The organism is Microcystis sp. T1-4 (assembly GCF_000297435.1).
GTDB lineage: Bacteria > Cyanobacteriota > Cyanobacteriia > Cyanobacteriales > Microcystaceae > Microcystis.
Genome location: NZ_CAIP01000214.1, coordinates 1 through 24,092 on the forward strand (window position 1 = coordinate 1; position 24,092 = coordinate 24,092).

The following is a 24,092-nucleotide window of genomic DNA, read 5'->3' on the forward strand; positions in this document are numbered from 1 at the left end:
GACCCAATCAGCAAGAGGATTTTTTCCCAGTAACGGCCTTGAATTTTCCTTGGACTTCCCCAATCCTAGGGATTCGGTTTGAGATGTTTGAAGAGGGTTTAGAGGTCTTTTATCCGGATGGGGAACGATTTAAAGACCCTGAAACCCTCTTTGAGGAGCGCAACCAAGCACAACAAGAACGCAACCAAGCACAACAAGAACGCGACCGCGCTTTTGCCCGATTACGGGAATTGGGCATTGACCCGACACAGTTGTGACTATAATTAATCTTCAGCGGAGATACCGTCATCTTCCACCACTGCTTCGGTGATAGGAGAGGGGGGAATTTCCGTTAGGGGAGATAAATCGGCCGGGGGGGCCACCACGCGATCGAGTTTTAGGGTTAAATAACGAATAACCTCATCACTTAAACGCATGGCCCGTTCCATGGGGGCGACTTGTTTGCCGCTGGCCTGATAATTCATCTGCACATAGACACCATCATTGAGTTTTTTGATGGGATAGGCCAGGCGTTTTTTACCCCACACCTTAACCTCAATGTCTGTGGCGCTGTGTTCGCTAATCAGAGTCCGATAACGTTCCACTTGTTGCTGAACGACTTCTTCCCCTAAATCGGGACGGAGAATGTAAAGAGTTTCGTAGTTATTGCTCATCTCAGAATCCTTATGGACTAGAAGGCTTCTTTGTCAAGGCCAGAGGTTAATTGATTTTAATAACTCTCTAGCTTTTAATAAAGAAGCAAGGATATATGATCATACTACTATCCGAGAGTCGATCGCTAGTCATTCCCAGAAAAATATGGCGCAACGCTATGTACGAGTGAAACATCGTCAAGGACAAATCTTCTACGGACTGTTACAGCTAAACCGTAGCGTTGCTGTCTTTGATGCCCCTCCCTGGCAAGGAGGGCAACTAACCAAAATAGAATTAGAACCTGATAGCTACCAACTATTAGCCCCCTGTTTCCCGTCGAAAATTATTGCTGTGGGCAAAAATTACCGCGCCCACGCCGCCGAGATGGGAACACCTGTACCGGAAGAACCGCTTTTATTTCTCAAGCCACCGACGACAATTATCGCCGATGGTGAAACAATTTTTTATCCGCCCCAATCGGAAAGAGTAGATTATGAGGGAGAATTAGCATTAATTATCGGAGAAACCGCCAAAAACTGCACCACAGCCCAGGCCAGAAGCAAAATCTGGGGTTATACCATTGCTAATGATGTCACCGCTAGGGATTTACAGAAAAAAGATAGCCAATGGACGCGGGCGAAAGGATTTGATAGTTTTTGTCCCCTCGGCCCCTGGATTGTCCGGGAATTGAGTATCGGGGCGCAATTAACCACTTTTCTCAATGATGGCAGCGAACCCAAACAAAGCAGTTATCTCAGTGATATGGTCTTTCCCCCCGATGTCTTGGTGGCTTATATCTCCCAAGTGATGACCCTGCTGCCGGGGGATGTGATTTTAACGGGAACTCCCGAAGGAATCGGACCGATGCAGGTGGGGGATAAGGTTCGGGTGGAAATAGAAGGCATCGGGGTTTTGGAAAATAGCGTCATGGCAGCAGAAATCAATTAACGATAATTAACAATCCTAGCGAATACGGCGGGGTCTAGACTCGCCCCACCGACTAAAGCCCCGTTTATCTGCGATTGAGCCATAATTTCATCGATATTATCGGGTTTTACCGAACCACCGTACTGAATGGTTACTTCGGGATTGTCTAATTGTTGCCGAATCAAACCGATAACGCGGTTAGCTTCCTCGCTTTCGCAGGTTTCCCCCGTCCCAATCGCCCAGATGGGTTCGTAGGCGATAACGAGGTTTTTTTGGTCAACATTGACTAAACCCCCTTGAATTTGCTTGATAATTACCTTTTCCGTTTCTCCGGCATCTCTTTGGGCTTTACTTTCTCCCACGCAGATAATCGGGATTAAACCTTGTTTTTGGGCAGATATGACCCTTAAATTGACGGTTTCATCGGTTTCGCCGAAATATTGCCGGCGTTCACTGTGACCGATAACCACATAGTGAACCCCGATTTCGGTTAACATATCCGCCGAGATTTCGCCCGTATAAGCCCCCGATTTTTCCCAGTGGACATTTTGCGCCCCCAAGCGAATACGACCACCGTGGAGGGTTTTAGAGAGGACAGCTAAAGCTGTAAAAGGGGCGCAAAGAACTACTTCTCGGTCGTCGGGGGTTTCATCTAGATGGGATTTAAAATCTTGCAAAAACTCCAAAGCTTCTCTCTGGGTTTTGTGCATTTTCCAGTTACCTGCAATAACAACTTTCGGCACAGCTTAATTAATTTAGTAGATTTGATAATTTATGGTACATTTTACTCTAAGCCTTTTTGTTACCCTAAGCAAGATCAGCGATAATCGCTGTTTGTCGTGAACAGATTTCTTGAGTAGTTTTACCTCTACCTAGGGTTTGCTGAATAAATCTAAAAACTTTGTTTGATAAGGCTTTTAGACTTTTTTGACCTCAAAAAGTGCCTACCATTGGAGGGATCGGGGGTAAAATTCCTGGACTTTTTCCCTGAAAATTAGGTAACTGACCACCTCAAAATCGGTAAAACCCTACACCCTACACCCCACACCCCACACCCTGCCCCCACGAAAAACTTTTTGCCGCAAACCCTACCTATGCCCTAATCCCCTACCAAATCCTCATGCGAACCTTAGCGATCGGCGATATACATGGTTGCTCAAAAGCTCTAGATCACTTGCTAGAGATCGTCAACCCCAAACCGCAAGATACTTTAATCACCCTCGGTGATTACGTTAATAAGGGCAGAGACTCGAAAGGGGTGATCGATCGCCTGATTTCCCTACATAAACAGGGAAATTTGATTCCCCTCAAAGGTAATCACGAGATTATCATGCTGCAAGCCCGTAATAACCCCCTCAAACAGCGTCTCTGGTTAGAAAAAGGCGGTAAAGCCACCCTCAAATCCTATAGCGAAGGCCACCTGATTAAAATTCCTGAATCCCACTGGGATTTTTTAGGAAAAGTCTGTATAAATAGCTACGAAACTGCAAATCATTTATTTGTTCACGCTGGTCTCGATCCCAATCTACCCCTAGCCAGACAACCAGAATACAAACTCTTTTGGGAGAAATTTCAATATCCCGCCGCCCATAGTTCGGGAAAAACCATGATTTGCGGCCATACCAGCCAAAAAAGCGGTAAACCGGTTAATCTCGGCCATGCCATTTGTATTGATACTTGGGCCTACGGCCAAGGCTGGTTAAGTTGTTTAGATGTGGAAACGGGGAAATTGTGGCAGGTTAACCAGCGAGGAAATTTTCGCATTAGCCATATTCAAGATTATTACCGTCCATCCTCTCTAGGTCAGGACATTAAGGAAGGTTCGCCGATTTTTGGCGGTTCACTCTTGTCGAGAGCGGCAGCAATAACATTTAAGGGCAAATAACTGGGGTAAACTCCCTCGCGAGCGCGTTCAATATCCGTTTCCTCTAGGGGAATTTGGTATTTAATCGCAATTGCCTTGAGGATATCGCCGCGATCGATCACTCCCGCTACGGCGGAGGCTGGTGTTAACACCGTGATCATGCGGTCTGGGATGGTTTCCAATTTCTGCACCACCGTCACTAAGGGGGTTTTTTCCTCAACAGTGGCAATTTCCGCGAGGGGATGGGCAAGATCAAGCAGTTGTTTTTCTGACCAGAAACTCCGCTCGATCGCCTGTAAATCTTCCACCCGAATTAATCCCCGATAACGCCCCTCGGATGCGGCAAAATAAGCAGTATTGGCAGCCGCTCGGTCTAAAACGTATTCTTGGGCGAATTCCTCTAGGGTTTGATGGGCGTTTAAAACCCGCAAATCTCTGCTCATCACCTCTCCCGCTGTGAAATTGAGGAGACTTTCCTGTAAATTAGTCAAATTATCGTAGGCGCGGGCATTTCTGAGGATAAACCAGCCCATTAATCCTAACCAAGCTCCCTCCACAGCTGCCGTCAAGAGAACCAAGAAAATCCCCAAAATAATCCCCAACCAACCGATTAATTGACCACTGATCGCAGCCCAATGTAAACCCTTCCAGCGATCGCCAGTCGCTTGCCAGACGATTGCTTTGAAAATTTGACCGCCATCGAGGGGTAACCCAGGGATAAGATTAAATAGAGCCAAAAACAGGTTAATTATCGCTAAATGCCCGCATATATAAGTTAAATTGGCGTTTAAATAGGGTAAGTGACTGGCTAGGGAGAGGAGACAAAACAGGAGAAAACTGACGAGGGGTCCAGCGATCGCTACTTGCAGGGCCTCTGGAGGAGTCCGAGATTCTCGATCGATCGAGGCCATACCCCCAAAGAGGAATAGGGTAATGGAATTGACCTTGATACCTTGGCATCGGGCCATGAAACTATGACCTAATTCGTGGAGTAAAACCGAGATAAACAGCAATAAAGCGATGATTAAACCAAGTAACCACGCTAAAATAGAACTTTGGCCAGCCTGAGACTGAATTTCTGCATCGGTGGCATTGATCAGGGTGACAAAAGCCAAAATCAAAAACCAGGAGGAATCAATATAGAGAGGAATGCCCAATAAAGAGCCGATTCGCCAATTTGTACCCATAATTTTCAGTGGGGAAGTGGGAAGTGGGAATTATGAATTATGAATTATGAATTGGGGAGTGGGAATTATGAATTATGAATTATGAATTATGAATTGGGGAGTGGGAAGTGGGGAGTGGGAAGTGGGGAAATGGGGAAATGGGGAAATGAGGGAATTCAACTAAAACCCTAAAACCCTAAAACCCTAAAACCCTAACCCCTAACCGCTAACACCTGTACCCTTTTAAGACATTTGGAAAATAAAAGTCATTTTGTCCCCTTTACCGAGGGAAATACGATCGCCAGCACGGAGACGATGACGATTGCCGGGGGGTAGGGGAGTGTGATTAACGTAGGTTCCGTTGGCGCTGCCGCTGTCTTCGAGGTAATAGATGCCTCCTTCGACGCGGATATCGGCATGAACCCGGGAGACGATATCAGAATCGGGAAAACCGGAAACATCGATATCGGGGGGAATGCGAGCGTTAGGTTTGCCGATATGAATTACCGATAGATGTAGGGGTAATTCAATTTTGCTATCGGTTTGTAGGTGCTGGAGACTAGCCATTTCCATCTGTAGGCGGGTGGCAGCCGGAACCGGTGGGGGGGCAACAGGAGGAGGTGCGATCGAAGCGAGCGTGGGTGTTGGGACTGGTGAGACGGGTTCAGGTTCCGATTCGGCCTCGGCTGCCACCATGGGGACAGAATTAGGCTGTAAATTGTAGCCACACTGACCGCAAAAGGTGGCATCAGTTTGGATGGTTGCCCCACAACTAGGACAGAAAGACATCCGTGGCAAGGGAGTGTAACAGGCCTCGCATTGAGTGGCCTCATCGGGGTTAGTATGTTCGCAATTGGGACAAACGATCATTTTTAAGAAAAAAGGAAAAACTAAAAAAGCCGATTAGGGTGTTGGGGTGTTAGGGTGTTGGGGTGGTCACTGCGTGCGCGTTGCGGGGGGTGTTGGGGTTTTAGTTGAATTCCCCCATTTCCCTATTCCCCCATTTCCCTATTCTCTAGACAAAAGAGGAACCGGCGGCGGCATCGAGTAACCAGTATAATTCCCCGGCCGGGGGGTGGATCAGACGGGAAGGATAGGAGAAAGAGTCACCATAGGCAGAGAAAATCTCATGTAGAGCGGGGCGTTTACTTTCGCCGGCAGCGATAAAGATCACACAACGGGCCTGATTGATCAGGGGAACAGTAAAAGTCAAGCGGGGATTGCCATCTTTCTCGCCGACGGTGATACAGCGATCGCTGACCGTTAAAGCTGCCGTGTGGGGAAAGAGAGAGGCGGTGTGACCATCATCGCCCATTCCCAATAAAATCAGGTCAAAAACGGGAAAATCGGGCGAATTGACCCCAAACCATTGGCGGAGATGATCATCGTATTTTTGGGCAGCCCGGTGGGGATCGGGGTCATCCGTGGGCATAGGATGAATATTAGCGGCCGGGATCGGTATGCGATCGAGCCATGCTAACCGGGCCATGCGTTGATTACTGTCGGGATGATCGGGACTAACGTAGCGTTCATCTCCCCAGAAAACGTGAATTCTTGACCAGTCGAGGGGTTGAGAGGATAAAGCTTCGTAGAGAGGTTTCGGGGTGCTACCGCCGGACAGAGCGATCGTAAAATGGTCCTGTTGGTCGAGGCTGGTTGTGATTTTTTCCAGAACCAGCGCCAGAGATTTTGCGATCAGAGCTTGTTTATCGGCTAAAATTTCCACCAATTTCTGCATGGGTTTTGTTATCGACTCAGGGGGGCTGTCTTTACTATAGGCTAACGATTCAGGACTCGTCTGAGAGCTTGGGAAAATTTTATCCTTTGACAGCCTCTGTCTTAGGTAAGAGATACGGGGGGAAACCCAGTCTGAGAGCTTGGGAAAATTTTATTAGACCTGCGGCAAAAGTAAGTTATCGAAGTGCTATCGGGTCAAAATATCTAAAAATTCGGATAAATTTGCTATAATCTTAGTTTTTATCGATATTATAGTTTTCTATTGTCTTTTTTCTCCTCCTGGCGACCGTCTTCTCAGCTAAAGGAAGATTTTTGATTTTTGCGAGAGAGCTATTCTTTGACAGGGATAAGTTTACCGATACCATATTGAGGTAATATTTCTAAAGTCGATTCTCGACAGGGGTTGACAAGCCGAAGGGTTTAACGTAGGGTTTAGCGGGAGGTTAAACGAGAGTTAACTAGAAATTACAGTTTGTCAGAGGGCCTCTCGGCAAAATCCTTCTGGGAATCCCCAGCGAGAACTTTTAAACAGACTAATGAATCTATTCATTGACATACCATTACAGAAACAGCGATGAACAGCTTTACTTCTTTGTCCCTGAAATTAACGGGATTGGTTTTCATTATTTCCTTCCTTTTGGATGGGTTTATCCTGCCGCTGCCCTATCAATTCAGTCAATCCCAATGGCAGGTAGGGTTCGTCACCACCTTTGTTGATCGAGGAATTGTTCCTCTCCTGGGTATCATTCTCGTTTTAATTGCTTACTGGATTGAAGCTAACAATAGAGATAGAGATGTTATTCCTAGGAAATCCCGCTTTGAATTGCGTTGGCCGATCTTTATTCTTTCTACACTGTTGGGTTTAGTTTTTCTGTTGATGATTCCTGTTCACATCAATAATATCAACCAGATTAAAAACAACGCTTTGACTCAAATTGAACAGGGTGTTGATCAAGGAGAGGGACAAATTCAGGCTTTCTTAGCCCAGTTGAATACTCTATCGCAAAATCCCCAACTATTAGAACAGCAGATCTCTCAGAGAAATCAAGTAATTGAAACTGGTCGTTTCCAAGGACAAACGATCAGCACAGAACAGTTACAGACCCTACGTCAACAAAGAGAACAATTAACTAATTTACGGGATTTATCCAAAAAACCGAAGGAGTTTAAACAGCGATTAGATGAGATCAAAAATCAGCTACAAACTCAGCTGCAAGATCGGCGAAAACAGGCAGAAAGCCAAGCTAACTTGGAGGCTTTGAAACAGTGGTTAAGAATTGGTATTCAAAGTATGTTGCTATCGATTTGCTATAGTTTGATCGGTTGGTTAGGCATTCGAGAACTAGGTAGTATGAAAAAACGCACTGCCTAAGCAGGGGATTTATCTTAATGATGAAGTATAAAGTTTTCGTTTTCGGGAGTCAGAATTCTCCGAGTCAGGAGACGAGCGCACATAAGAACATACTTCATCCTTAGGGTCAAATCTGTGACTACTTAAATATTCAGCCACAAAGGGTATCAGCAAATGATGCCCTTTTATCTATTAAACCTGTTGCATAATTAATTTTTGCTGAAAATTACTGAAAGCCTTACTAGAAAACGGTTTTGGCACTTTTTTAGCCAAAAAAGTGCCAGAAACGAAGGTTGAGAAATCGATCCGAGAGACTCAAAACCCTTGCACTTTCCAGAGGCGATTGCAAAGGGTTCTGCTTGCCAGTGGGCAAGGTCATTCTGTTATTCTGACTTCCCCTCCTGACGACCGGCTACTGACTCCTGACTGGAAAAAGGGTGTAGGGTGTGGGCTTCGGCCGTGAGCTCAGCGTTCGACAAAAGCTCACGCCGAGGTCCGAACGGGTGTAGGGAAGGAAACCTCTTTCATCTGTGGGGGTGAAAATTTTTTCATCGGGACTGACTCCTAACCCCAGCCAGGAACTTTTTGCCGCAAACCCTAATCAGAAATTTTTCAGTACAAAGGCTCTAAAATAACCCGTGCCAGTTATTGGCCAGAAGACTTGTTTTTTCAGTCTTGTGGCTTTATCATGGTTACTGTGTGGTGTGTGTGATGTGAAGGAGTAAGATGACTGCTAATAGCCAACTTATCTCCGTCAAGGCTCTACAAGCTTTGATGAAGCGAGGGTTCAAACCTTCGGTCTCTGGTAGACGGCATCAAAAATCTTGGTTAATAGCTTTAGACGGCGATACCTCAAAACGATTATTCGATATCGTTTTCTCCCTATCGGTTCTAATTTTCTTTTCGCCGCTTTATTTAATCTTAGCCTTACTGATCGCGATTAGCTCCCCCGGTCCAGTCTTCTATATGCAGAAGCGCGTCGGTCAAAACTTCCAGCCTTTCAACTGTATCAAGTTCCGTACTATGGTAATGGATGCCGATAAGGTGTTAGAGAGACTGATGGAAGACTCTCCCCAACTGCGAGCGGAATTCGAGGATAATTTCAAGCTGAAGGACGATCCCCGCATAACTTGGATTGGCAAATTTCTCCGCTTAACCAGTTTAGACGAGTTTCCCCAATTCTGGAACGTCCTGCGGGGAGATATGAGCGTCGTCGGTCCGCGGCCTTTAGTTCCCGAAGAATTGCAGAAATATGGCAATCGCATCGACAAAGTTTTAACTATTCGCCCCGGTTTAACTGGTTTATGGCAAGTTTCTGGACGTAATGACATCCCCTATCCCATGCGGGTGCAGATGGATGTGTATTACGTTAATTCCCGTAACTGGTTAACCGATATCTGGGTAGTCTTCAAAACTATCGGTGTTGTGGTTTTTCCCAAAAATAATGGTGCTTACTAAAGCGGTGGATAGTAATTAAAAATTACTCACTGCTGTTTCAATGTAATGAATCGCTAGACTGGAGGAGAGAAGGGCAAAACTTGCTTTTTTCTCCTCTTTTTTTGATAAGTAGCTGGTTATAATTAAATTAAAAATGGATTTTGCCTTTAATCCCCCCTTGATCTCCCCTTGATAAGGGGGGATGCCGATAGGCGGGGGGATCTGACAACTTTTAACGCCTACCTACTTAAAGATGATCACAGTAATACTAAATCCTGTTTAAAAAGTATAGGACAGTGGGGTGGTTACTGCGTACGCGATGCGGGGGGAAGTGGGGTGATAGGGGAGAGGGGAGCGGGGAGAAACAATTGATAACTTGGGAGTATGTCAAGGCTCTAAATCCTGAGAATATAACTCAATATTCGGTGCTTTCAGATAATCATGCTGTCCATTGTTAACGTGACAAACACATAATAAATTGCGAAAATCGTCATAAAAACACACCTCAACTCCATCAGCAATAGCATACCAAGAAGACTGATGGAAGAAATCATCCACCGTGGTGAAACTAGCCCTTAAATCATGACGATACCAAATTTGTCGATGTTGATGGGAATTCCACTTATATCCTTGAGCTTTTAGCAAGTCTCTAATCTGAATAGTCGGGTGAGAACCCTTCCCTTTTTGATTGCCGATTTCAATAGTTATATATTTTGAATTATCTCCTGGTATTGGATATTCTTGCCAATTAATTTTATTCAGATTTAAATGGGCAAGAAAGGGCGAATAGTTAGGACTTTCTGTAATTATATAGAGTTGCTCGATCGCACGGGTGATAGCCACATAAAAAAGACGACGTTCCTCGGCAACAATTCCCTCGGGATGACTGCCAAAAATTCTAGTAAAAACCCAATCGGGATGAATTAAAGGATAGGAACGATTAACCGCATCTAAAATTATAACAACTTGTTTTTCTAATCCTTTATATTTATGGGATGTGGAAATAGTCAAATGATCTCGCAAATTTTCGGGGAGATATCCACGGATTGCATTAAGAAAGTCTTCTAATTTATTTTGATAATTGACAAACCAATGCAGGTTATTTTTGCGATTGAGTAAAACCACTTCTTGATTATTTTCAATAATAATCTTCTTGATTAAACGTAATAAAGCAGGAGTAATATGATCCCCATTATGATCTTCAATCTCTCTTGGGGTTGGCTCAAAATCTTGTAGATCAACCAGTTTAACAAATCCCGACTCTTTTTTATGAGGTTGAGCGGGTTTTCCTAAACCATTCATCAAATTATTTCCTGTGGTGACAATTGCAGAGGCTGAACGATAATTTGTTGATATATTTAATTTTAGAGAATTGGGAAAATAATTAGCAAAGTTTTGATAATAGTTAAGATCTGAGCCAGCAAAACCATTAATAGCTTGCCAATCATCCCCTACACAAAAAAAACAAGCTTGAGAATTTTGCTGTCTAATGGCTGTGATCAAGCGGTAAAATAGTTCGGAAAAGTCTTGATATTCATCAATTAAAATATATTTAAGTAATCTTAAATCACCCCCACTGGATTTCCGTCTAAAAATTGTTTGTCCAGAGGTGATCAATTTAGATGCTGTTTGCATTAATCCGTCAAAATCTTCTTCTCCTGTAGCTTTTAATCTTTCTAGATACGCTCGATAAAAAACCTGTCCTAATTCTAGAAACTGTGACTCAAATTCCTCTAGACAATTATGATTAAAAATTTTATTCTCTAATTCTTCAGTGGTTAAAAACTGCTGGCGACAGCGTTGCACAAATTGAACCATCGCTTTGGTAAAATGATCGATCGAGCGTCTTTTGACTTTTGCCCAAATTTCATCTTCACTCAGTTTATTACAGAGTAAACCAAAACTTGCAAGTTTATGCTTCAGTAAATTACCAAATTGCTCCTGTGATGCTTTTATATCCCCAGGATTAAATTCAAGAAATTGCCATCGAGCTTGATTTTGAGCATTTTGCCAAAACTGACGTTTTCTTGCGGACATTTCGTCATAATCTGGATCACCCTGTAATCCAAAATATTCAATAATAATTCCTTGATTTTTGCCAGTAAATATGGTAAAGTCTGGCCGATAATTTATGCCATTCCAATCATAGTTACGTTCGTAGCTATAGAATAAATTATGCTCAAATAAAAAGTTTGCGATCGCCTTTTCGCCAAAGGATTTATAGTATCTACCATCTAATCCTTCTCTGGGTAGAGAACGACGATAAGATAACATTTCTTCTCGATTTAATAAATGACCACCTCTAACTAGATTTTCCCAATCTCCGCGAAACTTAGCCATCATTAAATCACGAATCTTTGAGAAATACTGTGGAGACTTGAGGTGATCATCAATTACTGATTGTAAAGCTTTGCTTTTTCTTTGTTCCCCACCGGATTGATCGAAAATTAGTTCTTCTTCTGGGTGAACTAACCCATAAGCTAAAGCATGGAATGTCATCACATAGGGAATGTTATTTGCTGAATTGTGTTCAATTCTTTCTCTTATTTCCTCGGCTGCTTTGCGGTTGAAAGCTAGTATTAATATTTCCCTTGGTAAAATACCACAATGTTTCTGCAAAAATAAAGCTTTGTTGACTAATGTGCTAGTTTTGCCACTCCCCGCACGCGCTAAGACTTGGATATTATTATTAACTTCTCCAATGGCTACAGACTGCTCTAAATCTGGTTTTCTTCCTAGATTTTTTTCTAGCCAAGATTGCACAAATCTATATTTTTCTTGTCCAAATTCTTCCTTAGTCAGATATTTATACAATCTTTCCTGATAAAGTTTATTGACATTAAGGAAATCATATTCAAGAGTTTGATAAATCTCCTCTAGTATTTTATTTTTTATTTCTGGTACTTTTTGGAAAATTTCTTGTACGGTAATAAAGGGAAATATATCACTAAATTGATTAATAATTTTCTCGATTTTATATTCAGCAAAAAAATTACGCTGATACTTAATATGCACAGACACGGTATCATCCTCGTATTTTATGTTGATGATTTGTCCATATTTATAATTCTTAGTGCCTTTTATCCCCGTCTTTTTCCCTTTATATTTCACTTCTGCACGAATACGACTAACCTTTTTACCCACAAGAAGCTTCCAAGCTTGATCATAATTACCAACAAGCTCGGCAAATTCCTGAATATTATTAATTACTAATTGCTTATTTAGGTTTGATTTATCCATTGTCACCTCACCTGACCTTACATGATCGAGTGCTGTCTTTCAGCTATGTTTATTGTTCCCTAGGACAGTGGGAAACTAACAGCGATCGCTTCCCATAAACATAAAGTATAACCTAAATTGGTATTGACGAACAGCTACCGAAAAGGAAAACTTCCTAGAGGTGTGATAAATAGAATTAAATGCTTGATAATCTCGGTTTTTAGGCAAAGGGAGACAGATATCCCCCTATCCCTAGACACATAAAAGTGCGATGTCAAGAAAGAATGGCAATCATACCAAACCGGGGACTTTGCGATAGATAGAAGCGATCGATCCCCGGAATCCTACACTGGTAAATTCTACCTCATCTCCCGCTTCATAGATCTGTTCTTGCCAAACTCCCGAATCCTCGCGACGGTGACATTCAATTTTCATCTGATTTTGATGAATAAGAATGTATTCTTTTAAGGTGGGACAGGTTTGATAATCGCTAAATTTATCACCCCTATCAAAGGATTCCGTAGATTTCGATAATACTTCAATAATCAGAACGGGATAAAGAATAAAATCATCGGTATTGTTAATCTCTCTCTCGTCACAAACCACCGCAATATCGGGATAATAATAACAATTTGCCTCCTCTAACCGGACTTTGATATCGGAAGTGAGAACAAGACAGGGACTATCATCGAGATGGATACTCAATAAAGTGGCTAGATTTGTATTTAAGACAATATGGGGCTTTTTTGCGCCTACCATCGCATAAATCCGTCCTTTTCGGTACTCATGCTTGATCGGACTGACTCTTTCCCCTTCTAGATACACTTCTGGAGAGACATAAAAAAAATTAGGATTCGTCACCATCGTCCCCATGCTCCCTATCCTTGAATAACTGAATTATAGCCTTTCGGAATCATCGCTCTTGGACACAATCTCGCTAGACTTATAGATCGATGATTGTCACTTGTAATATTTATATTACAGTTATGTGACAGACTAGAGATAACGACTCTCAAAGGGACGTTATTTAGGAATGAATCCCGAAAACGATTGATATCCATAGGTTTGCTAGAATGTCCAACGCTAAAAGTTACAAAGATACCGTTAATTTGCCCCAAACTGACTTTGATATGCGAGCAAATGCCAGCAAACGTGAGCCAGAAATCCAGAAATTCTGGCAAGATGAGCAAATATATGAGAAATTAGCGCAAAATAACCCCAAAGAATTATTTATTCTCCACGATGGACCACCCTACGCTAACGGGTCTCTGCATATCGGTCATGCTTTAAATAAAATTCTCAAAGACATTATCAATAAATATAAACTGCTGCAAGGCTACAAAGTGCGCTATGTGCCTGGTTGGGATTGTCACGGGTTGCCGATCGAACTAAAGGTTTTACAAAGTCTCAAAAGCTCGGAAAAAGAGGGTCTAACCCCTTTGAAATTACGTCAGAAAGCCCACGATTTTGCCCTTCAAACGCAAAAAGAACAGTGTGAAGGTTTCAAAAGGTATGGAGTCTGGGGAGACTGGGAAAATCCCTATTTAACCCTACAACCTGAATACGAGGCCGCTCAAATTGCCGTATTCGGAAAAATGGCCCTAAAAGGTTATATTTATCGGGGACTAAAACCGGTTCACTGGAGTCCTAGTTCTCAAACCGCTTTAGCTGAGGCAGAATTAGAATATCCCGAAGGTCACACTTCCCGCAGTGTCTATGTTGCTTTCCCGATCACATCAGTTTCAACCCCGGTTTTAACGCCATTTTTGCCTAATTTATCCGTGGCTATCTGGACGACTACCCCTTGGACTTTACCCGGGAATTTAGCCGTCGCATTAAACCCAGAATTAAACTATTCAGTGGTAGAAACTAGCGAGTCTAATTATCTAATCGTAGCGACGGATTTAGTCGAAAAATTGGCCGATACTTTTAACAGGACTTTGACGATTAAAGCAACGGTTAAAGGTCTGGAATTAGAACATACTAAATATCGTCATCCTTTGTTTGACAGAGAAAGTGCTATTCTCATCGGTGGGGATTATGTCACCACTGATTCCGGCACCGGATTAGTTCATACTGCTCCCGGCCATGGTCAGGAGGATTATATCGTCGGCCAACGTTACGGTTTACCGATACTTTCTCCCGTGGATGATAAGGGAAATTTCACCGCAGAAGCGGGACAATTTGCGGGGTTAAATGTCCTGAAAGATGCTAATGAAGCGATAATTTTAGCACTGACAGAAAAGGGTGCCTTACTCAAAGAAGAAGCATATCAGCATAAATATCCCTACGATTGGAGAACCAAAAAACCGACAATTTTCCGCGCAACAGAACAATGGTTTGCTTCCGTGGAAGGATTCCGGGAATTAGCTTTAGAAGCAATTGATTCGGTGCGTTGGATTCCTGCAACCGGTAAGAATCGCATCACTTCTATGGTTAGTGAAAGAAGCGATTGGTGTATCTCTCGTCAGCGCAGTTGGGGGGTTCCTATTCCTGTTTTTTATGACGAAGAAACGAATGAACCTCTGTTAACCGAGGAGACGATTAATCACGTTCAAGCTATCTTCGCAGTCAAGGGTTCTAATGCTTGGTGGGAGTTATCCGTAGAGGAATTATTGCCTCCCAGTTATCGCGATAATGGTCGCAGTTATCGCAAGGGAATGGATACTATGGATGTGTGGTTTGATTCTGGTTCTAGTTGGAATGCAGTGGCTAATGCTCGACCAGAATTAAGTTATCCTGCGGATATGTATCTAGAAGGATCGGATCAGCATCGGGGATGGTTTCAATCGAGTTTATTAACCAGTGTCGCTGCTAATGGTATTGCTCCCTATAAAACGGTGTTAACTCACGGTTTTGTTTTGGATGAACAAGGACGAAAAATGAGTAAATCTCTGGGTAATGTCATCGATCCCAATGTGATCATTAATGGTGGTAAAGACCAGAAAAAAGAACCCGCTTATGGGGTAGATGTGATTCGGTTATGGGTGTCCTCGGTGGACTATACCAATGATGTGAATATCGGTCAAAATATTCTTAAACAGTTGGTAGATATCCGTAATAAAATCCGGAATACTGCCAGGTTTTTACTGGGGAGTTTAAATGATTTTGATCCCGTTAAAGATGCAGTAGCTTATGAAGATCTACCGGAGATCGATCGCTATATGTTACATCGTATCTCGGAGGTGTTTACGGAAGTAACGGCAGCTTTTGAAAGTTTCCAATTCTTCCGCTTTTTCCAGACGGTACAGAATTTTTGTGTTGTCGATTTATCTAACTTTTATATCGACATCGCTAAGGATCGTTTATACATTTCTGATCCTAATTCTTTCCGTCGTCGCAGTTGTCAAACAGTCTATGCTATTGCCTTAGAAAATCTCGCTAAAGCGATCGCTCCGGTCCTGTCTCATCTAGCGGAAGATATCTGGCAATTTCTCCCCTACAAAACTCCTTATTTATCGGTATTTGAGTCAGGATGGCTAAACATCGATCCTGCTTGGAATAATCGCGAATTGGCCGATAAATGGGCCAAATTCCGGCAGCTACGCACCGAAGTTAATAAGGTGATGGAAACTGCCAGAAATGATAAAGCGATCGGTGCTTCTTTAGAGGCAAAAGTTTTACTTTATGTTCCCGATGAAACCTTACAACAGGAGTTAGAATTATTCAACAATTGTGATAGTTTAACGGGGAACAAAGTCGATGAATTGCGTTATCTATTTCTCTCTTCTCAAGTGGAATTAGTTAGTGATATTAGCGCGATTCAAACCGCAGAATATAAGGGAGAATCCGACTTTGTTTCGGTGGGAATCGTCAAAGCAGACGGCGAAAAATGCGATCGCTGTTGGAATTATTCCACTCAAGTGGGAAAATTTGCCGATGATCCCACTATTTGCGAGCGCTGTAATGCCGCTTTAAAAGGAGAGTTCTAAGCTAAATTAAAAGGGTGCTTTATTGTTTAATAAAGTACCCTTGTTTAATACTCAGCTAAAAACTTATTCACAGGTATTAACTCTAGGGAATAGATAATTAGGGATGGAAGATTACCAATCAGCTTTTTTACAACGTCATCAAGATACAGAAATACTTTGTAAATCTAATAGGAAAATAGCTGCTATGCACTTTGGAGGTATTACGATCGAATGTTTGCTGAAATCTATGATCTTAGCTTCGGTATCCAATAAAGAATGGAAAACTAAGTCCAATAACCCCGGACATACCATAACTAATCCGGGTCACAGTTTGACAGCTGCTCTAAAAAGTAATAATCGTCTCTATTCGAGAGTTCAAAATTATCCAGACGTGATAAAATGGATTAATATAGTAGAAAATCCTAGTCAAAATTTTATAGATATGCGTTATTCCAGCAGTGAACCGAATGACGATAAATACAAAGAGTGGTTATCAGCTTATACAGGTCTGAAAAGATGGCTTCAGAAACAAGCTACTCAACTTTAAGGAGATAGTTATGTCAGAAACTTGGTTAAGATCACTGAAACAAAAATTAACAGATATATATGTTCAAAAAGAAGCACAAGAATGGGTTGATCTCAATGTATCTACTGCTGGACTTTTGAATATAACTATCGTCAGTGATAAGTTTGAAAATTTATCAACAACTCAGCGAAGAGAAGCAGTTAAAAATGACATAGAACAACAGCATAAATCTTTAGGTTTTATATCTTTATATACTATTCAGGAGGCAGCCTCTCTCGATCTAAAAGCTCCACAACTTCTGGACGAAAAATCAATTCACACTTGGCAAGATTTAGCCTTGTGGTCAGCTAATCCACAAAATCAATCACCGTCTTCTCCTGAACTTTGTCTTCCTAGAACCGTAACTTTTTATTCTTTTAAAGGGGGAGTAGGTAGGACAACTGCTTTAATTCATGTTGCTTGGATTTTAGCGATGCGAGGTCGTAAAGTAGTAGCTGTTGACTTGGATTTAGAAGCACCGGGGTTAAGCACAGCTTTCCCCTTAAATCCCTCACCGAAATACGGAATTGTGGACTATTTTTATGAAAAATCCTATTTACCAAAAGGTGTAACAGCAAAGATTAATATCACTGAAATATTTGGAGAAGTTAATATTCCCGATGCAACGGGAAGACTATTTATTGTTCCTGCGGGTGATTTGAGTCTTGATTACATTACTAAAGTTGATGATCTGCGAGCAACAACAATTCTCGATAATGGGGAAACACTCTGGTCAAATTTTAGTCGAGAGATTCAAAATCAGTTAAAACCTGATCTTATCTTAGTAGATTCGTGTACTGGAATCAATGAATGGGGAGCTTTATCTTTACTACAGGCAGCCAACGAAGCAATTATTTTTTTATTTCCTAACGAACAAAATCAAAAAGGAATCGAGCTTCTTTTGCAATCTTTGACTTCTTTTGGCCGACTTTCGCTTAATTTTGTTTTTTCACCCGTTCCCGATTTAAGTGATACAGGAATAACTAAAGTTACTCATGCTTGGCAAATTTTACAAAAACATATTGACAAAAATATAGATATAGATGAAACTACCGATCATGATTTAGATATAGATTCAGAAGACTATCTAATCATACCTTATATTCCCTCGATCGCTCTAGCAGACCGTTATCCTGTCACTGGATTACTGGATTATTATACTCCCATTGCTAACTTAATCGATGAAGATACCAATTTTCAGTAGATAGCATCCGAGGGAACCTTGATTCCTTCTTAATTCTCGCTTTGGTCGTGCTTTGATGACATCCCAGCTGCCATTTGCCATTGAGATAAATTTCCCTCTTGACCAAGTTGATAGAGCAAGTTTCTTTGTTCTATGTTAAGATGTTGGTGGCTTCGTTTTTGTGTCTGATCTGTTGTTGTATTGATCAGACAGTACCTGATGAGCCTTTTTCTGTCAACTCTTAAGGAGTCGTGCGTTTCATTTTTGAATTGGCAATATTAGGACGGATAAAAATTATGGTTAATTATCTCACTCAAGAAGAGAAATTACTAGCAGCCGAAGAAGAAAAGTATCTAGAGGAAGAAGATGATGTGGATTTTCCTCCTGCGGATATTATTGCTTACAATGAGCAGCGATCCTGCTCTGATCTAGTTAGAATGTATCAAAAAAAACAATTGGTTATCGATCCAGATTTTCAAAGAGATGTGGTGTGGACTGATCCACAACAAACTCGTTTTATTGATAGTTTAATGAAACAGTTACCGATTCCTAGTATGTGTATTAGTCTTGACTATAAGACAGATAAACGCTATATCATCGATGGATTACAACGAATTAGTACCATCGTCAAATTTTTAACTACTGAAGATTGGAAGCTATCAAAATTAGCTGATGTAGATTCGTCTATTTCTGGAAAAACAGTTGAGGAAATAAAAACTCAGCATGAAGAATTATATGAACGCGTAGAAAATATGACTATTCCCATCACCATGATTCGCTATGACTCCAGCAAAAAAGCTCATAATAATTATATTTTTAACATTTTCCATCGCTTAAATACCGGTGGAGTAAAACTTAATAATCAGGAGATCAGAAATTGTATCTATAATGGCGAGTTTAATACTTTTTTAAAAGAATGCGCTCAATATGAAAACTGGCTTTTGCTGATGGATCGAAAGCAGAAAAAAGCATCTCGATTTGAAGATGAAGAATTAGTTCTTCGTTTCTTTGCTTTTTATGATGGATACCAGAACTACAAGGGGAAATTGACCGGATTTTTAAATGATTATATGTATAAACATAGATTGGCTCATGAAGATTTTATTCAATCTAAAGATAGATTATTTAAGCAAACTGTTGACTTAATTTATGATAAAATTTCCACAGGAGAACCTCTCAAAACCAGTAAAGTTATTGCTGAGGGAATTTTGTTAGGAGTTGCCAAGAATTTAGATACTTTAGTCAATCTCTCCAATGGTGAATTACAAGACAAGTATTCTAGATTAATAAAATCTGAACCATTTTTGACTAAAAATTTAGCTGGTGGTATTTATCAAAAAGATAAGGCTTTAGAGAGGATTAATACATCTATCAAAATTTTTTCATCTACTGGTAATGATTACTAAAAGTTATTTATTCAAGACGCTAAACAGGCTTGATAAACTCTATAATGACTCTACAAGTGATGATCAAAAGATTTTTTATTCTAAACTAGCTCTTATAGAATTATGTGGCTGGATCGAGGAAACTATGGATGATATAGTTTTAAGATGTGCTAAACGATGCTTAAAGTCCCCAGCTAACCAAAAATTCATCAAAGACGAGATTATTAAGCCTAACTCTAACTTTCAATATGAAGCTTTTAGAAAAATGTTGATTATGGTTATTGGTTTAGCAACATTAGAAAAAATCGAAAAAAAGTTAGAAAAAACCGGTAAAATTAGTGCTTTAAAAGGTGATCTTGTTAATCTAAAGAGAAGTCGCAATCGAGCGGCTCATACTCATACTAAAGGTACTTTGAGAACCTATGACGCTCCTTCTAAAACTCAACATGATTTTGATAGAATATATGCTTTGTTAACAGAGTTAGATGCAGAATTGCAACGTCATAAATGTTGACTTATTTCTCGTACAATCGCTTTTAGCGCACCTTCGACAAAGACAATCAGTCAAAATTAAATCCCCTAACCGGCGAAAATTAACTGCAAGCGATCGAAAAACTGGGAAAATATTCAATTGATTCAATGTCATCTTTTTTAACTATCCTGCCCATGAATAATCAGGTCATCCGTACTGATAAAGCTCCGGCCCCTGTGGGTCCCTATAATCAAGCGATCGCCGCTACCGGTCCTTTTCTCTTTGTTGCGGGACAAATTCCCCTAGATCCCGTCACGGGTGAAATCGTCTCCGGGGAAATTAGCGCCCAAACCGAACAAGTTATGGCCAATCTAGAGGGCATTTTAACCGCTGCTGGGGCTAATTGGTCAAATGTGGTGAAAACTACCGTCTTTCTCTCTGATTTAGCCAATTTCGAGGCGATGAATCAAGTTTATGCCTGTTATTTCCCCCCAGAAACTGCCCCGGCCCGGGCCTGTGTGGAGGTGGCCCGTCTTCCCAAAGATGTGCTAGTGGAAATCGAATGTATTGCCGCTTTAGCCTAAAAATTAAGGTGGGCAATGCCCACCCTAACCTAATCTCTCTCTAGACCACCAAAGCTTCTAGAATCGTCTTATTGTAGATAATTCGCCCTACAGTAGTACGCACATACTGAGAAATTATCTCACCATCCTTCTCCCGGGTTTTGCGCTCCCGATAATATTTCCAGATGCTGCCATCGGGGAGAGTTTCCGTTTCCAGGACTTCCTCATCGGGTTTATTGGTTTTCACCTTTTCTCCGACGGGTAAACGCAACCACACAGAAGCGTGCAGATCCACCAATCCCTGATCGAAAGCGCGAATAGCGTCATCCATGCTGGCGAAATAACGACCTCCACCCTTTTGGGCCTTGGGATTTTCGGCCGTGAGATAATAACAACCCAAAACCATATCCTGAGAAGGGGCAACAATCGGGCGACCGGTCGCCGGTGAGAGAATATTATGACAGGCCAACATCAATAATCGCGCTTCCGATTGTGCTTCCAGGGAGAGGGGAATATGTACGGCCATTTGGTCGCCGTCAAAGTCAGCGTTAAAAGCGGGACAGACGAGGGGATGTAACTGAATCGCCCGGCCCTCCACCAGTATCGGTTCAAACGCTTGAATGCCCAAACGGTGCAGGGTGGGGGCGCGGTTTAACATCACCGGGTGTCCCGTGATTACTTCATCCAAGACGTGCCAAACATTGGCATCCCCCCGTTGGATCATTTTCTTGGCTGCCTTGATATTATTGACGATGCCTAATTTAATTAAACGATGGATAACGAAGGGCTGGAACAATTCGATCGCCATTTCCCGGGGTAAACCGCATTGATAGATCTTCAATTTCGGACCGACAACGATTACCGAACGTCCCGAATAGTCAACCCGTTTACCGAGGAGATTTTGACGGAAACGCCCCTGTTTACCCTCGATAATATCCGATAAAGACTTCAGGGCGCGATTATTGGCCCCCACCACCGTGCGACCGCGACGACCGTTATCAATTAAAGCATCGACGGCCTCCTGTAACATCCGTTTTTCGTTGCGGACGATAATTTCCGGGGCGAGAATTTCTTGCAGACGGGATAAACGGTTATTGCGGTTAATCACCCGACGGTAGAGATCGTTCAGGTCAGAGGTGGCAAAACGGCCGCCGTCCAACTGCACCATCGGGCGTAAATCGGGAGGAATCACGGGAATTACGCTTAAAACCATCCATTCTGCCTGAGAACCCGTGGCGATAAAGTTATCGATTACCCGGAGACGTTTAATTAATTTTGCCCGTTTTTGCCCTTTACTTTCGACAATTTCCGTCCGCAGTCTTTCCGCTTCTTCTTCCAGGTTAATTTCCTGTAAGAGTCTTTGGATAGCCTCGGCCCCGATACCCACTTCAATGCCGACTAATTCCGAATCCTCCGCGTAGATTTCTTCTTCGATCTCTAACCATTGATCTTCGCTGAGGAGTTGTTTATAACTAAGATTGCCCGCGTTACCCGGATCGAGAACCACATAGGCATTAAAATAGACGATCTGCTCCACGTCCCGCAGGGGCATATCGAGCAGGATACTGAGATAACTGGGAATACCTTTGAGATACCAAACGTGGGTGACGGGGGCAGCTAATTTGATAAAACCCATGCGATGACGACGTACCCGGGACTCGGTGACTTCTACCCCGCAACGTTCACAGACAATTCCCCGGTGACGGACGCGTTTGTATTTACCGCACCAACATTCCCAGTCTTTGGAGGGGCCAAAAATTTTCTCGCAGAATAACCCATCCATTTCCGGTTTGAGAGTCCGATAGTTGATCGTTTCTGGTTTGGTTACTTCTCCGACGACTTGACCGTTAGGTAGAGTTCTTTCTCCCCATTGCCGAATTCTCTCGGGGGACGCTAAACCGATTTTGACGTAATCAAATCTTTGATCTGTTGGAGTCTTCATTCTGAATTTTTTACTATGGGTAATGATTCTGGGATAAGCGATCGCTCTCGCGTTCTCGATGCCCCGATGACAACTATTAGGCAGAAACGACAGTTAACTCAGTCACTTTTTCTTCGGGTCAAACTGGCCTGATCGAGTCCGGGACATTACATTATACAATTTTTCTAGTTCGATCGACCATTAAGTGATATTTTCCCAGATGGTGATGCTGCCGTCGGCCGCGGCCGCCGCTAGGTGGCAATAATCGGGGCTGAGAACTAAACTGGAGATCGGCGATAATCGCCCATCGGCAGGGGTGAGAGTTGCGATCGCCTGTTGAGAATTGGCTAACCAGATTTTAATCTCTCCGTCGGTTCCCCCAGTAAATAACCATTGACCCTCCTCTGCAAATACCAAGCTTGTCACCTGACCATTATGGGCATTAATCACCCGAATTGGCGCAAAATGACCGCTTTTCTCCGGGTGGTAGTGCCAGATCTTCACCGTCCCATCCACACAACCGGCGGCAATAATCTGACTATCGGCTGCGATCGCAATACTCTGCACCGAAGAAACGTTACCTGATAAGACGGCGATTTTTTCTCCCGATCCTAATTGCCAGAGGGTGACAGTGCCATCACCTCCAGCTGCGGCGATAAAATCTTGATTAGGAGCCACTGCTAGGGCATAAATTGCCCCCAGACTGTCATAGGAGCTAAATTCTTCGTTTTCCTGCTCTAAATTCCACTGTTTTAGGGTTTGATCGTAACTACCACTAACCAAAAAATGCCACCGAGGGGCAAAATCTAGGCCGTGAATCGAACCGAGATGACCGAGGAAAATTTGATCTAATTCCAGATTACTGCCATCGCTGGCTAAAGTCCATAATTTAACGGTTTGATCGAATCCCCCCGTCGCTAGGTGATAATCGCCCTTTCCGGTGACTGCTAGGGCTAAAATGCCCTGATCATGAGCTTCCACCGTATTAATCAGGGTTCCTCTCGCAAAATCCCAGATTTTTAGGGTACGATCCCAACTAACGCTAATTAAAAACCGTTGATCCTCGGTAATTGCGATCGCTGTAATCATTTCCCGATGGGCGGTCAGACGGCGATAATAGTGCCAATGGGGGACAGGGGGGGAAGTGGGAGTTAAATTAAGGGTAGGTAGGGTGATTTGTGGCTCATTTTCCGCTTTGGTGGCGGGAATATCCGCCGATTCTTCCTTAAGCGGCAAAATCTCTCTTTGTAAGCGACTGTAGGATTTTTCCAGATGTTCGATGCGTTCCAGCAGCGCGTTACGGTTGATGTATTGAATAATTTGATTGTAGGACTGTTCGAGGGCGAGAATATTCTCCTCTAATTCTGCGATCTCGCGTAGCGAGCGCGTTGCGACCGCAAGGTCGTTATCGCTGGCCACTGCGGGATCGAGGGACTGTATTTGGGCCGATAAAGCTTCTTTTTCTTCTTCCCACTGCTCCTGTAAATGACCGGTTATCTCGGTTAAGCGTTGACTTTGCAGGGTTCTTTCTCGGAGACGATTGAGAATATTCAACCCGAAAGTCACGACTAGGAGGAACAAAGGCAAAAACCCCGCACCCATGGCGATAAGGGTAAGCAGGGTTAATCCTAGGGCGATATATTCCGCTAATTCTAGCCCATGGAGGCGATGGTCGGTCATTTTGCAGTTACCGGTAAAGGGATTTTGATCATCTCCTGATTTCAGACTCATGGTAACGCTAATTGCCGCCTTGGGATT

General features: G+C 42.6%; 19 protein-coding genes and 2 pseudogenes. 11 read left to right on the top strand and 10 right to left on the bottom strand.

Annotation, left to right across the window (positions count from 1 at the left end):
* A pseudogene (locus tag MICAI_RS13330) lies at nt 1-257 on the top strand (Uma2 family endonuclease); the annotation flags it as partial.
* Nucleotides 258-263: 6 nt separating this feature from the next.
* On the opposite strand, the gene rpsF reads toward MICAI_RS13330, so the two are convergent.
* The gene (gene rpsF / locus MICAI_RS13335; protein WP_008202835.1) at nt 264-653 is read right to left on the bottom strand and encodes a 30S ribosomal protein S6; all 390 of its coding nucleotides are present in this window, start codon (nt 651-653) and stop codon (nt 264-266) included.
* 145 nt (nt 654-798) lie between these two features.
* Here rpsF and MICAI_RS13340 point away from each other — a divergent pair, with 145 nt between their 5' ends.
* Nucleotides 799-1,581, top strand: coding sequence for a fumarylacetoacetate hydrolase family protein (locus MICAI_RS13340; protein ID WP_008202838.1), 783 nt, complete (start codon nt 799-801; stop codon nt 1,579-1,581).
* Here the strand turns inward: MICAI_RS13340 and tpiA are convergent.
* On the bottom strand, nt 1,578-2,303 hold the full coding sequence (gene tpiA / locus MICAI_RS13345) for a triose-phosphate isomerase (protein ID WP_002760957.1): 726 nt from the start codon (nt 2,301-2,303) through the stop codon (nt 1,578-1,580). The genes MICAI_RS13340 and tpiA overlap by 4 nt on opposite strands.
* A gap of 377 nt (nt 2,304-2,680) precedes the next feature.
* On the opposite strand from tpiA, the gene MICAI_RS13350 reads away from it, so the two are divergent.
* Nucleotides 2,681-3,445 carry a metallophosphoesterase family protein gene (locus MICAI_RS13350; RefSeq protein ID WP_008202843.1) on the top strand — a complete coding sequence of 255 codons (765 nt, stop codon included), beginning with the start codon at nt 2,681-2,683 and terminating at the stop codon, nt 3,443-3,445.
* Here MICAI_RS13350 and MICAI_RS13355 read toward each other — a convergent pair.
* The 3 genes from MICAI_RS13355 to pgl form a co-directional block, all read right to left on the bottom strand.
* Complete coding sequence (locus MICAI_RS13355) at nt 3,364-4,611, bottom strand: site-2 protease family protein (RefSeq protein ID WP_008202844.1); 1,248 nt, start codon at nt 4,609-4,611, stop codon at nt 3,364-3,366. The two genes, MICAI_RS13350 and MICAI_RS13355, sit on opposite strands and share 82 nt — an antisense overlap.
* A gap of 222 nt (nt 4,612-4,833) precedes the next feature.
* The gene (locus MICAI_RS13360; protein ID WP_008202846.1) at nt 4,834-5,460 is read right to left on the bottom strand and encodes an FHA domain-containing protein; all 627 of its coding nucleotides are present in this window, start codon (nt 5,458-5,460) and stop codon (nt 4,834-4,836) included.
* 145 nt (nt 5,461-5,605) lie between these two features.
* Nucleotides 5,606-6,328, bottom strand: a complete 723-nt coding sequence (gene pgl, locus MICAI_RS13365; protein ID WP_008202848.1) for a 6-phosphogluconolactonase — start codon at nt 6,326-6,328, stop codon at nt 5,606-5,608.
* Between the two features lie 573 nt (nt 6,329-6,901).
* On the opposite strand from pgl, the gene MICAI_RS13370 reads away from it, so the two are divergent.
* Nucleotides 6,902-7,699 carry an HpsJ family protein gene (locus tag MICAI_RS13370; RefSeq protein ID WP_008202850.1) on the top strand — a complete coding sequence of 266 codons (798 nt, stop codon included), beginning with the start codon at nt 6,902-6,904 and terminating at the stop codon, nt 7,697-7,699.
* 705 nt (nt 7,700-8,404) lie between these two features.
* Nucleotides 8,405-9,136 (top strand): sugar transferase, encoded by a 732-nt coding sequence (locus MICAI_RS13375; RefSeq protein ID WP_008202852.1) that lies wholly within the window; start codon nt 8,405-8,407, stop codon nt 9,134-9,136.
* 366 nt (nt 9,137-9,502) lie between these two features.
* Here the strand turns inward: MICAI_RS13375 and MICAI_RS13380 are convergent, their stop codons facing one another.
* Both MICAI_RS13380 and MICAI_RS13385 read right to left on the bottom strand, forming a co-directional pair.
* Nucleotides 9,503-12,355, bottom strand: a complete 2,853-nt coding sequence (locus tag MICAI_RS13380; protein WP_008202853.1) for a UvrD-helicase domain-containing protein — start codon at nt 12,353-12,355, stop codon at nt 9,503-9,505.
* Between the two features lie 270 nt (nt 12,356-12,625).
* Complete coding sequence (locus tag MICAI_RS13385) at nt 12,626-13,198, bottom strand: Uma2 family endonuclease (RefSeq protein WP_039900140.1); 573 nt, start codon at nt 13,196-13,198, stop codon at nt 12,626-12,628.
* 209 nt (nt 13,199-13,407) lie between these two features.
* On the opposite strand from MICAI_RS13385, the gene ileS reads away from it, so the two are divergent.
* The 3 genes from ileS (at nt 13,408) to MICAI_RS13400 (ending at nt 18,014) form a co-directional block, all read left to right on the top strand.
* Complete coding sequence (gene ileS, locus MICAI_RS13390; protein WP_008202857.1) at nt 13,408-16,266, top strand: isoleucine--tRNA ligase; 2,859 nt, start codon at nt 13,408-13,410, stop codon at nt 16,264-16,266.
* Between the two features lie 103 nt (nt 16,267-16,369).
* Complete coding sequence (locus MICAI_RS13395) at nt 16,370-16,792, top strand: hypothetical protein (RefSeq protein ID WP_008202860.1); 423 nt, start codon at nt 16,370-16,372, stop codon at nt 16,790-16,792.
* A 10-nt stretch (nt 16,793-16,802) separates the two neighbouring features.
* Complete coding sequence (locus MICAI_RS13400; RefSeq protein WP_008202862.1) at nt 16,803-18,014, top strand: ParA family protein; 1,212 nt, start codon at nt 16,803-16,805, stop codon at nt 18,012-18,014.
* Here MICAI_RS13400 and MICAI_RS23960 read toward each other — a convergent pair.
* Nucleotides 18,012-18,199, bottom strand: a pseudogene (locus MICAI_RS23960) (helix-turn-helix domain-containing protein); the annotation flags it as partial. The gene MICAI_RS13400 and the pseudogene MICAI_RS23960 overlap by 3 nt on opposite strands.
* A 90-nt stretch (nt 18,200-18,289) precedes the next feature.
* On the opposite strand from MICAI_RS23960, the gene MICAI_RS13405 reads away from it, so the two are divergent.
* From MICAI_RS13405 to MICAI_RS13415, 3 genes are all read left to right on the top strand, one after another.
* On the top strand, nt 18,290-19,399 hold the full coding sequence (locus MICAI_RS13405; RefSeq protein WP_008202864.1) for a DUF262 domain-containing protein: 1,110 nt from the start codon (nt 18,290-18,292) through the stop codon (nt 19,397-19,399).
* On the top strand, nt 19,389-19,892 hold the full coding sequence (locus MICAI_RS13410) for a HEPN domain-containing protein (RefSeq protein ID WP_008202866.1): 504 nt from the start codon (nt 19,389-19,391) through the stop codon (nt 19,890-19,892). The genes MICAI_RS13405 and MICAI_RS13410 overlap by 11 nt, the downstream gene beginning before the upstream one ends.
* A 125-nt stretch (nt 19,893-20,017) precedes the next feature.
* Nucleotides 20,018-20,434, top strand: coding sequence for a RidA family protein (locus MICAI_RS13415; RefSeq protein ID WP_081504677.1), 417 nt, complete (start codon nt 20,018-20,020; stop codon nt 20,432-20,434).
* Between the two features lie 40 nt (nt 20,435-20,474).
* Here MICAI_RS13415 and MICAI_RS13420 read toward each other — a convergent pair whose 3' ends face one another.
* Both MICAI_RS13420 and MICAI_RS13425 read right to left on the bottom strand, forming a co-directional pair.
* On the bottom strand, nt 20,475-22,355 hold the full coding sequence (locus MICAI_RS13420; protein ID WP_004163413.1) for a DNA-directed RNA polymerase subunit gamma: 1,881 nt from the start codon (nt 22,353-22,355) through the stop codon (nt 20,475-20,477).
* Between the two features lie 180 nt (nt 22,356-22,535).
* Nucleotides 22,536-24,065, bottom strand: coding sequence for a WD40 repeat domain-containing protein (locus MICAI_RS13425; protein WP_008202872.1), 1,530 nt, complete (start codon nt 24,063-24,065; stop codon nt 22,536-22,538).
* Nucleotides 24,066-24,092: the final 27 nt, after the last annotated feature.

Excerpts from the sequence above, each read along its gene's own strand:
- rpsF (WP_008202835.1), bottom strand. The coding sequence starts at position 653 with ATGAGCAATAACTACGAAACTCTTTACATTCTCCGTCCCGATTTAGGG.
- MICAI_RS13340 (WP_008202838.1), top strand. The coding sequence starts at position 799 with ATGGCGCAACGCTATGTACGAGTGAAACATCGTCAAGGACAAATCTTC.
- MICAI_RS13350 (WP_008202843.1), top strand. The coding sequence starts at position 2,681 with ATGCGAACCTTAGCGATCGGCGATATACATGGTTGCTCAAAAGCTCTA.
- MICAI_RS13355 (WP_008202844.1), bottom strand. The coding sequence starts at position 4,611 with ATGGGTACAAATTGGCGAATCGGCTCTTTATTGGGCATTCCTCTCTAT.
- MICAI_RS13360 (WP_008202846.1), bottom strand. The coding sequence starts at position 5,460 with ATGATCGTTTGTCCCAATTGCGAACATACTAACCCCGATGAGGCCACT.
- pgl (WP_008202848.1), bottom strand. The coding sequence starts at position 6,328 with ATGCAGAAATTGGTGGAAATTTTAGCCGATAAACAAGCTCTGATCGCA.
- MICAI_RS13370 (WP_008202850.1), top strand. The coding sequence starts at position 6,902 with ATGAACAGCTTTACTTCTTTGTCCCTGAAATTAACGGGATTGGTTTTC.
- MICAI_RS13375 (WP_008202852.1), top strand. The coding sequence starts at position 8,405 with ATGACTGCTAATAGCCAACTTATCTCCGTCAAGGCTCTACAAGCTTTG.
- MICAI_RS13380 (WP_008202853.1), bottom strand. The coding sequence starts at position 12,355 with ATGGATAAATCAAACCTAAATAAGCAATTAGTAATTAATAATATTCAG.
- MICAI_RS13385 (WP_039900140.1), bottom strand. The coding sequence starts at position 13,198 with ATGGTGACGAATCCTAATTTTTTTTATGTCTCTCCAGAAGTGTATCTA.
- ileS (WP_008202857.1), top strand. The coding sequence starts at position 13,408 with ATGTCCAACGCTAAAAGTTACAAAGATACCGTTAATTTGCCCCAAACT.
- MICAI_RS13395 (WP_008202860.1), top strand. The coding sequence starts at position 16,370 with ATGGAAGATTACCAATCAGCTTTTTTACAACGTCATCAAGATACAGAA.
- MICAI_RS13400 (WP_008202862.1), top strand. The coding sequence starts at position 16,803 with ATGTCAGAAACTTGGTTAAGATCACTGAAACAAAAATTAACAGATATA.
- MICAI_RS13405 (WP_008202864.1), top strand. The coding sequence starts at position 18,290 with ATGGTTAATTATCTCACTCAAGAAGAGAAATTACTAGCAGCCGAAGAA.
- MICAI_RS13410 (WP_008202866.1), top strand. The coding sequence starts at position 19,389 with ATGATTACTAAAAGTTATTTATTCAAGACGCTAAACAGGCTTGATAAA.
- MICAI_RS13415 (WP_081504677.1), top strand. The coding sequence starts at position 20,018 with ATGTCATCTTTTTTAACTATCCTGCCCATGAATAATCAGGTCATCCGT.
- MICAI_RS13420 (WP_004163413.1), bottom strand. The coding sequence starts at position 22,355 with ATGAAGACTCCAACAGATCAAAGATTTGATTACGTCAAAATCGGTTTA.
- MICAI_RS13425 (WP_008202872.1), bottom strand. The coding sequence starts at position 24,065 with ATGAGTCTGAAATCAGGAGATGATCAAAATCCCTTTACCGGTAACTGC.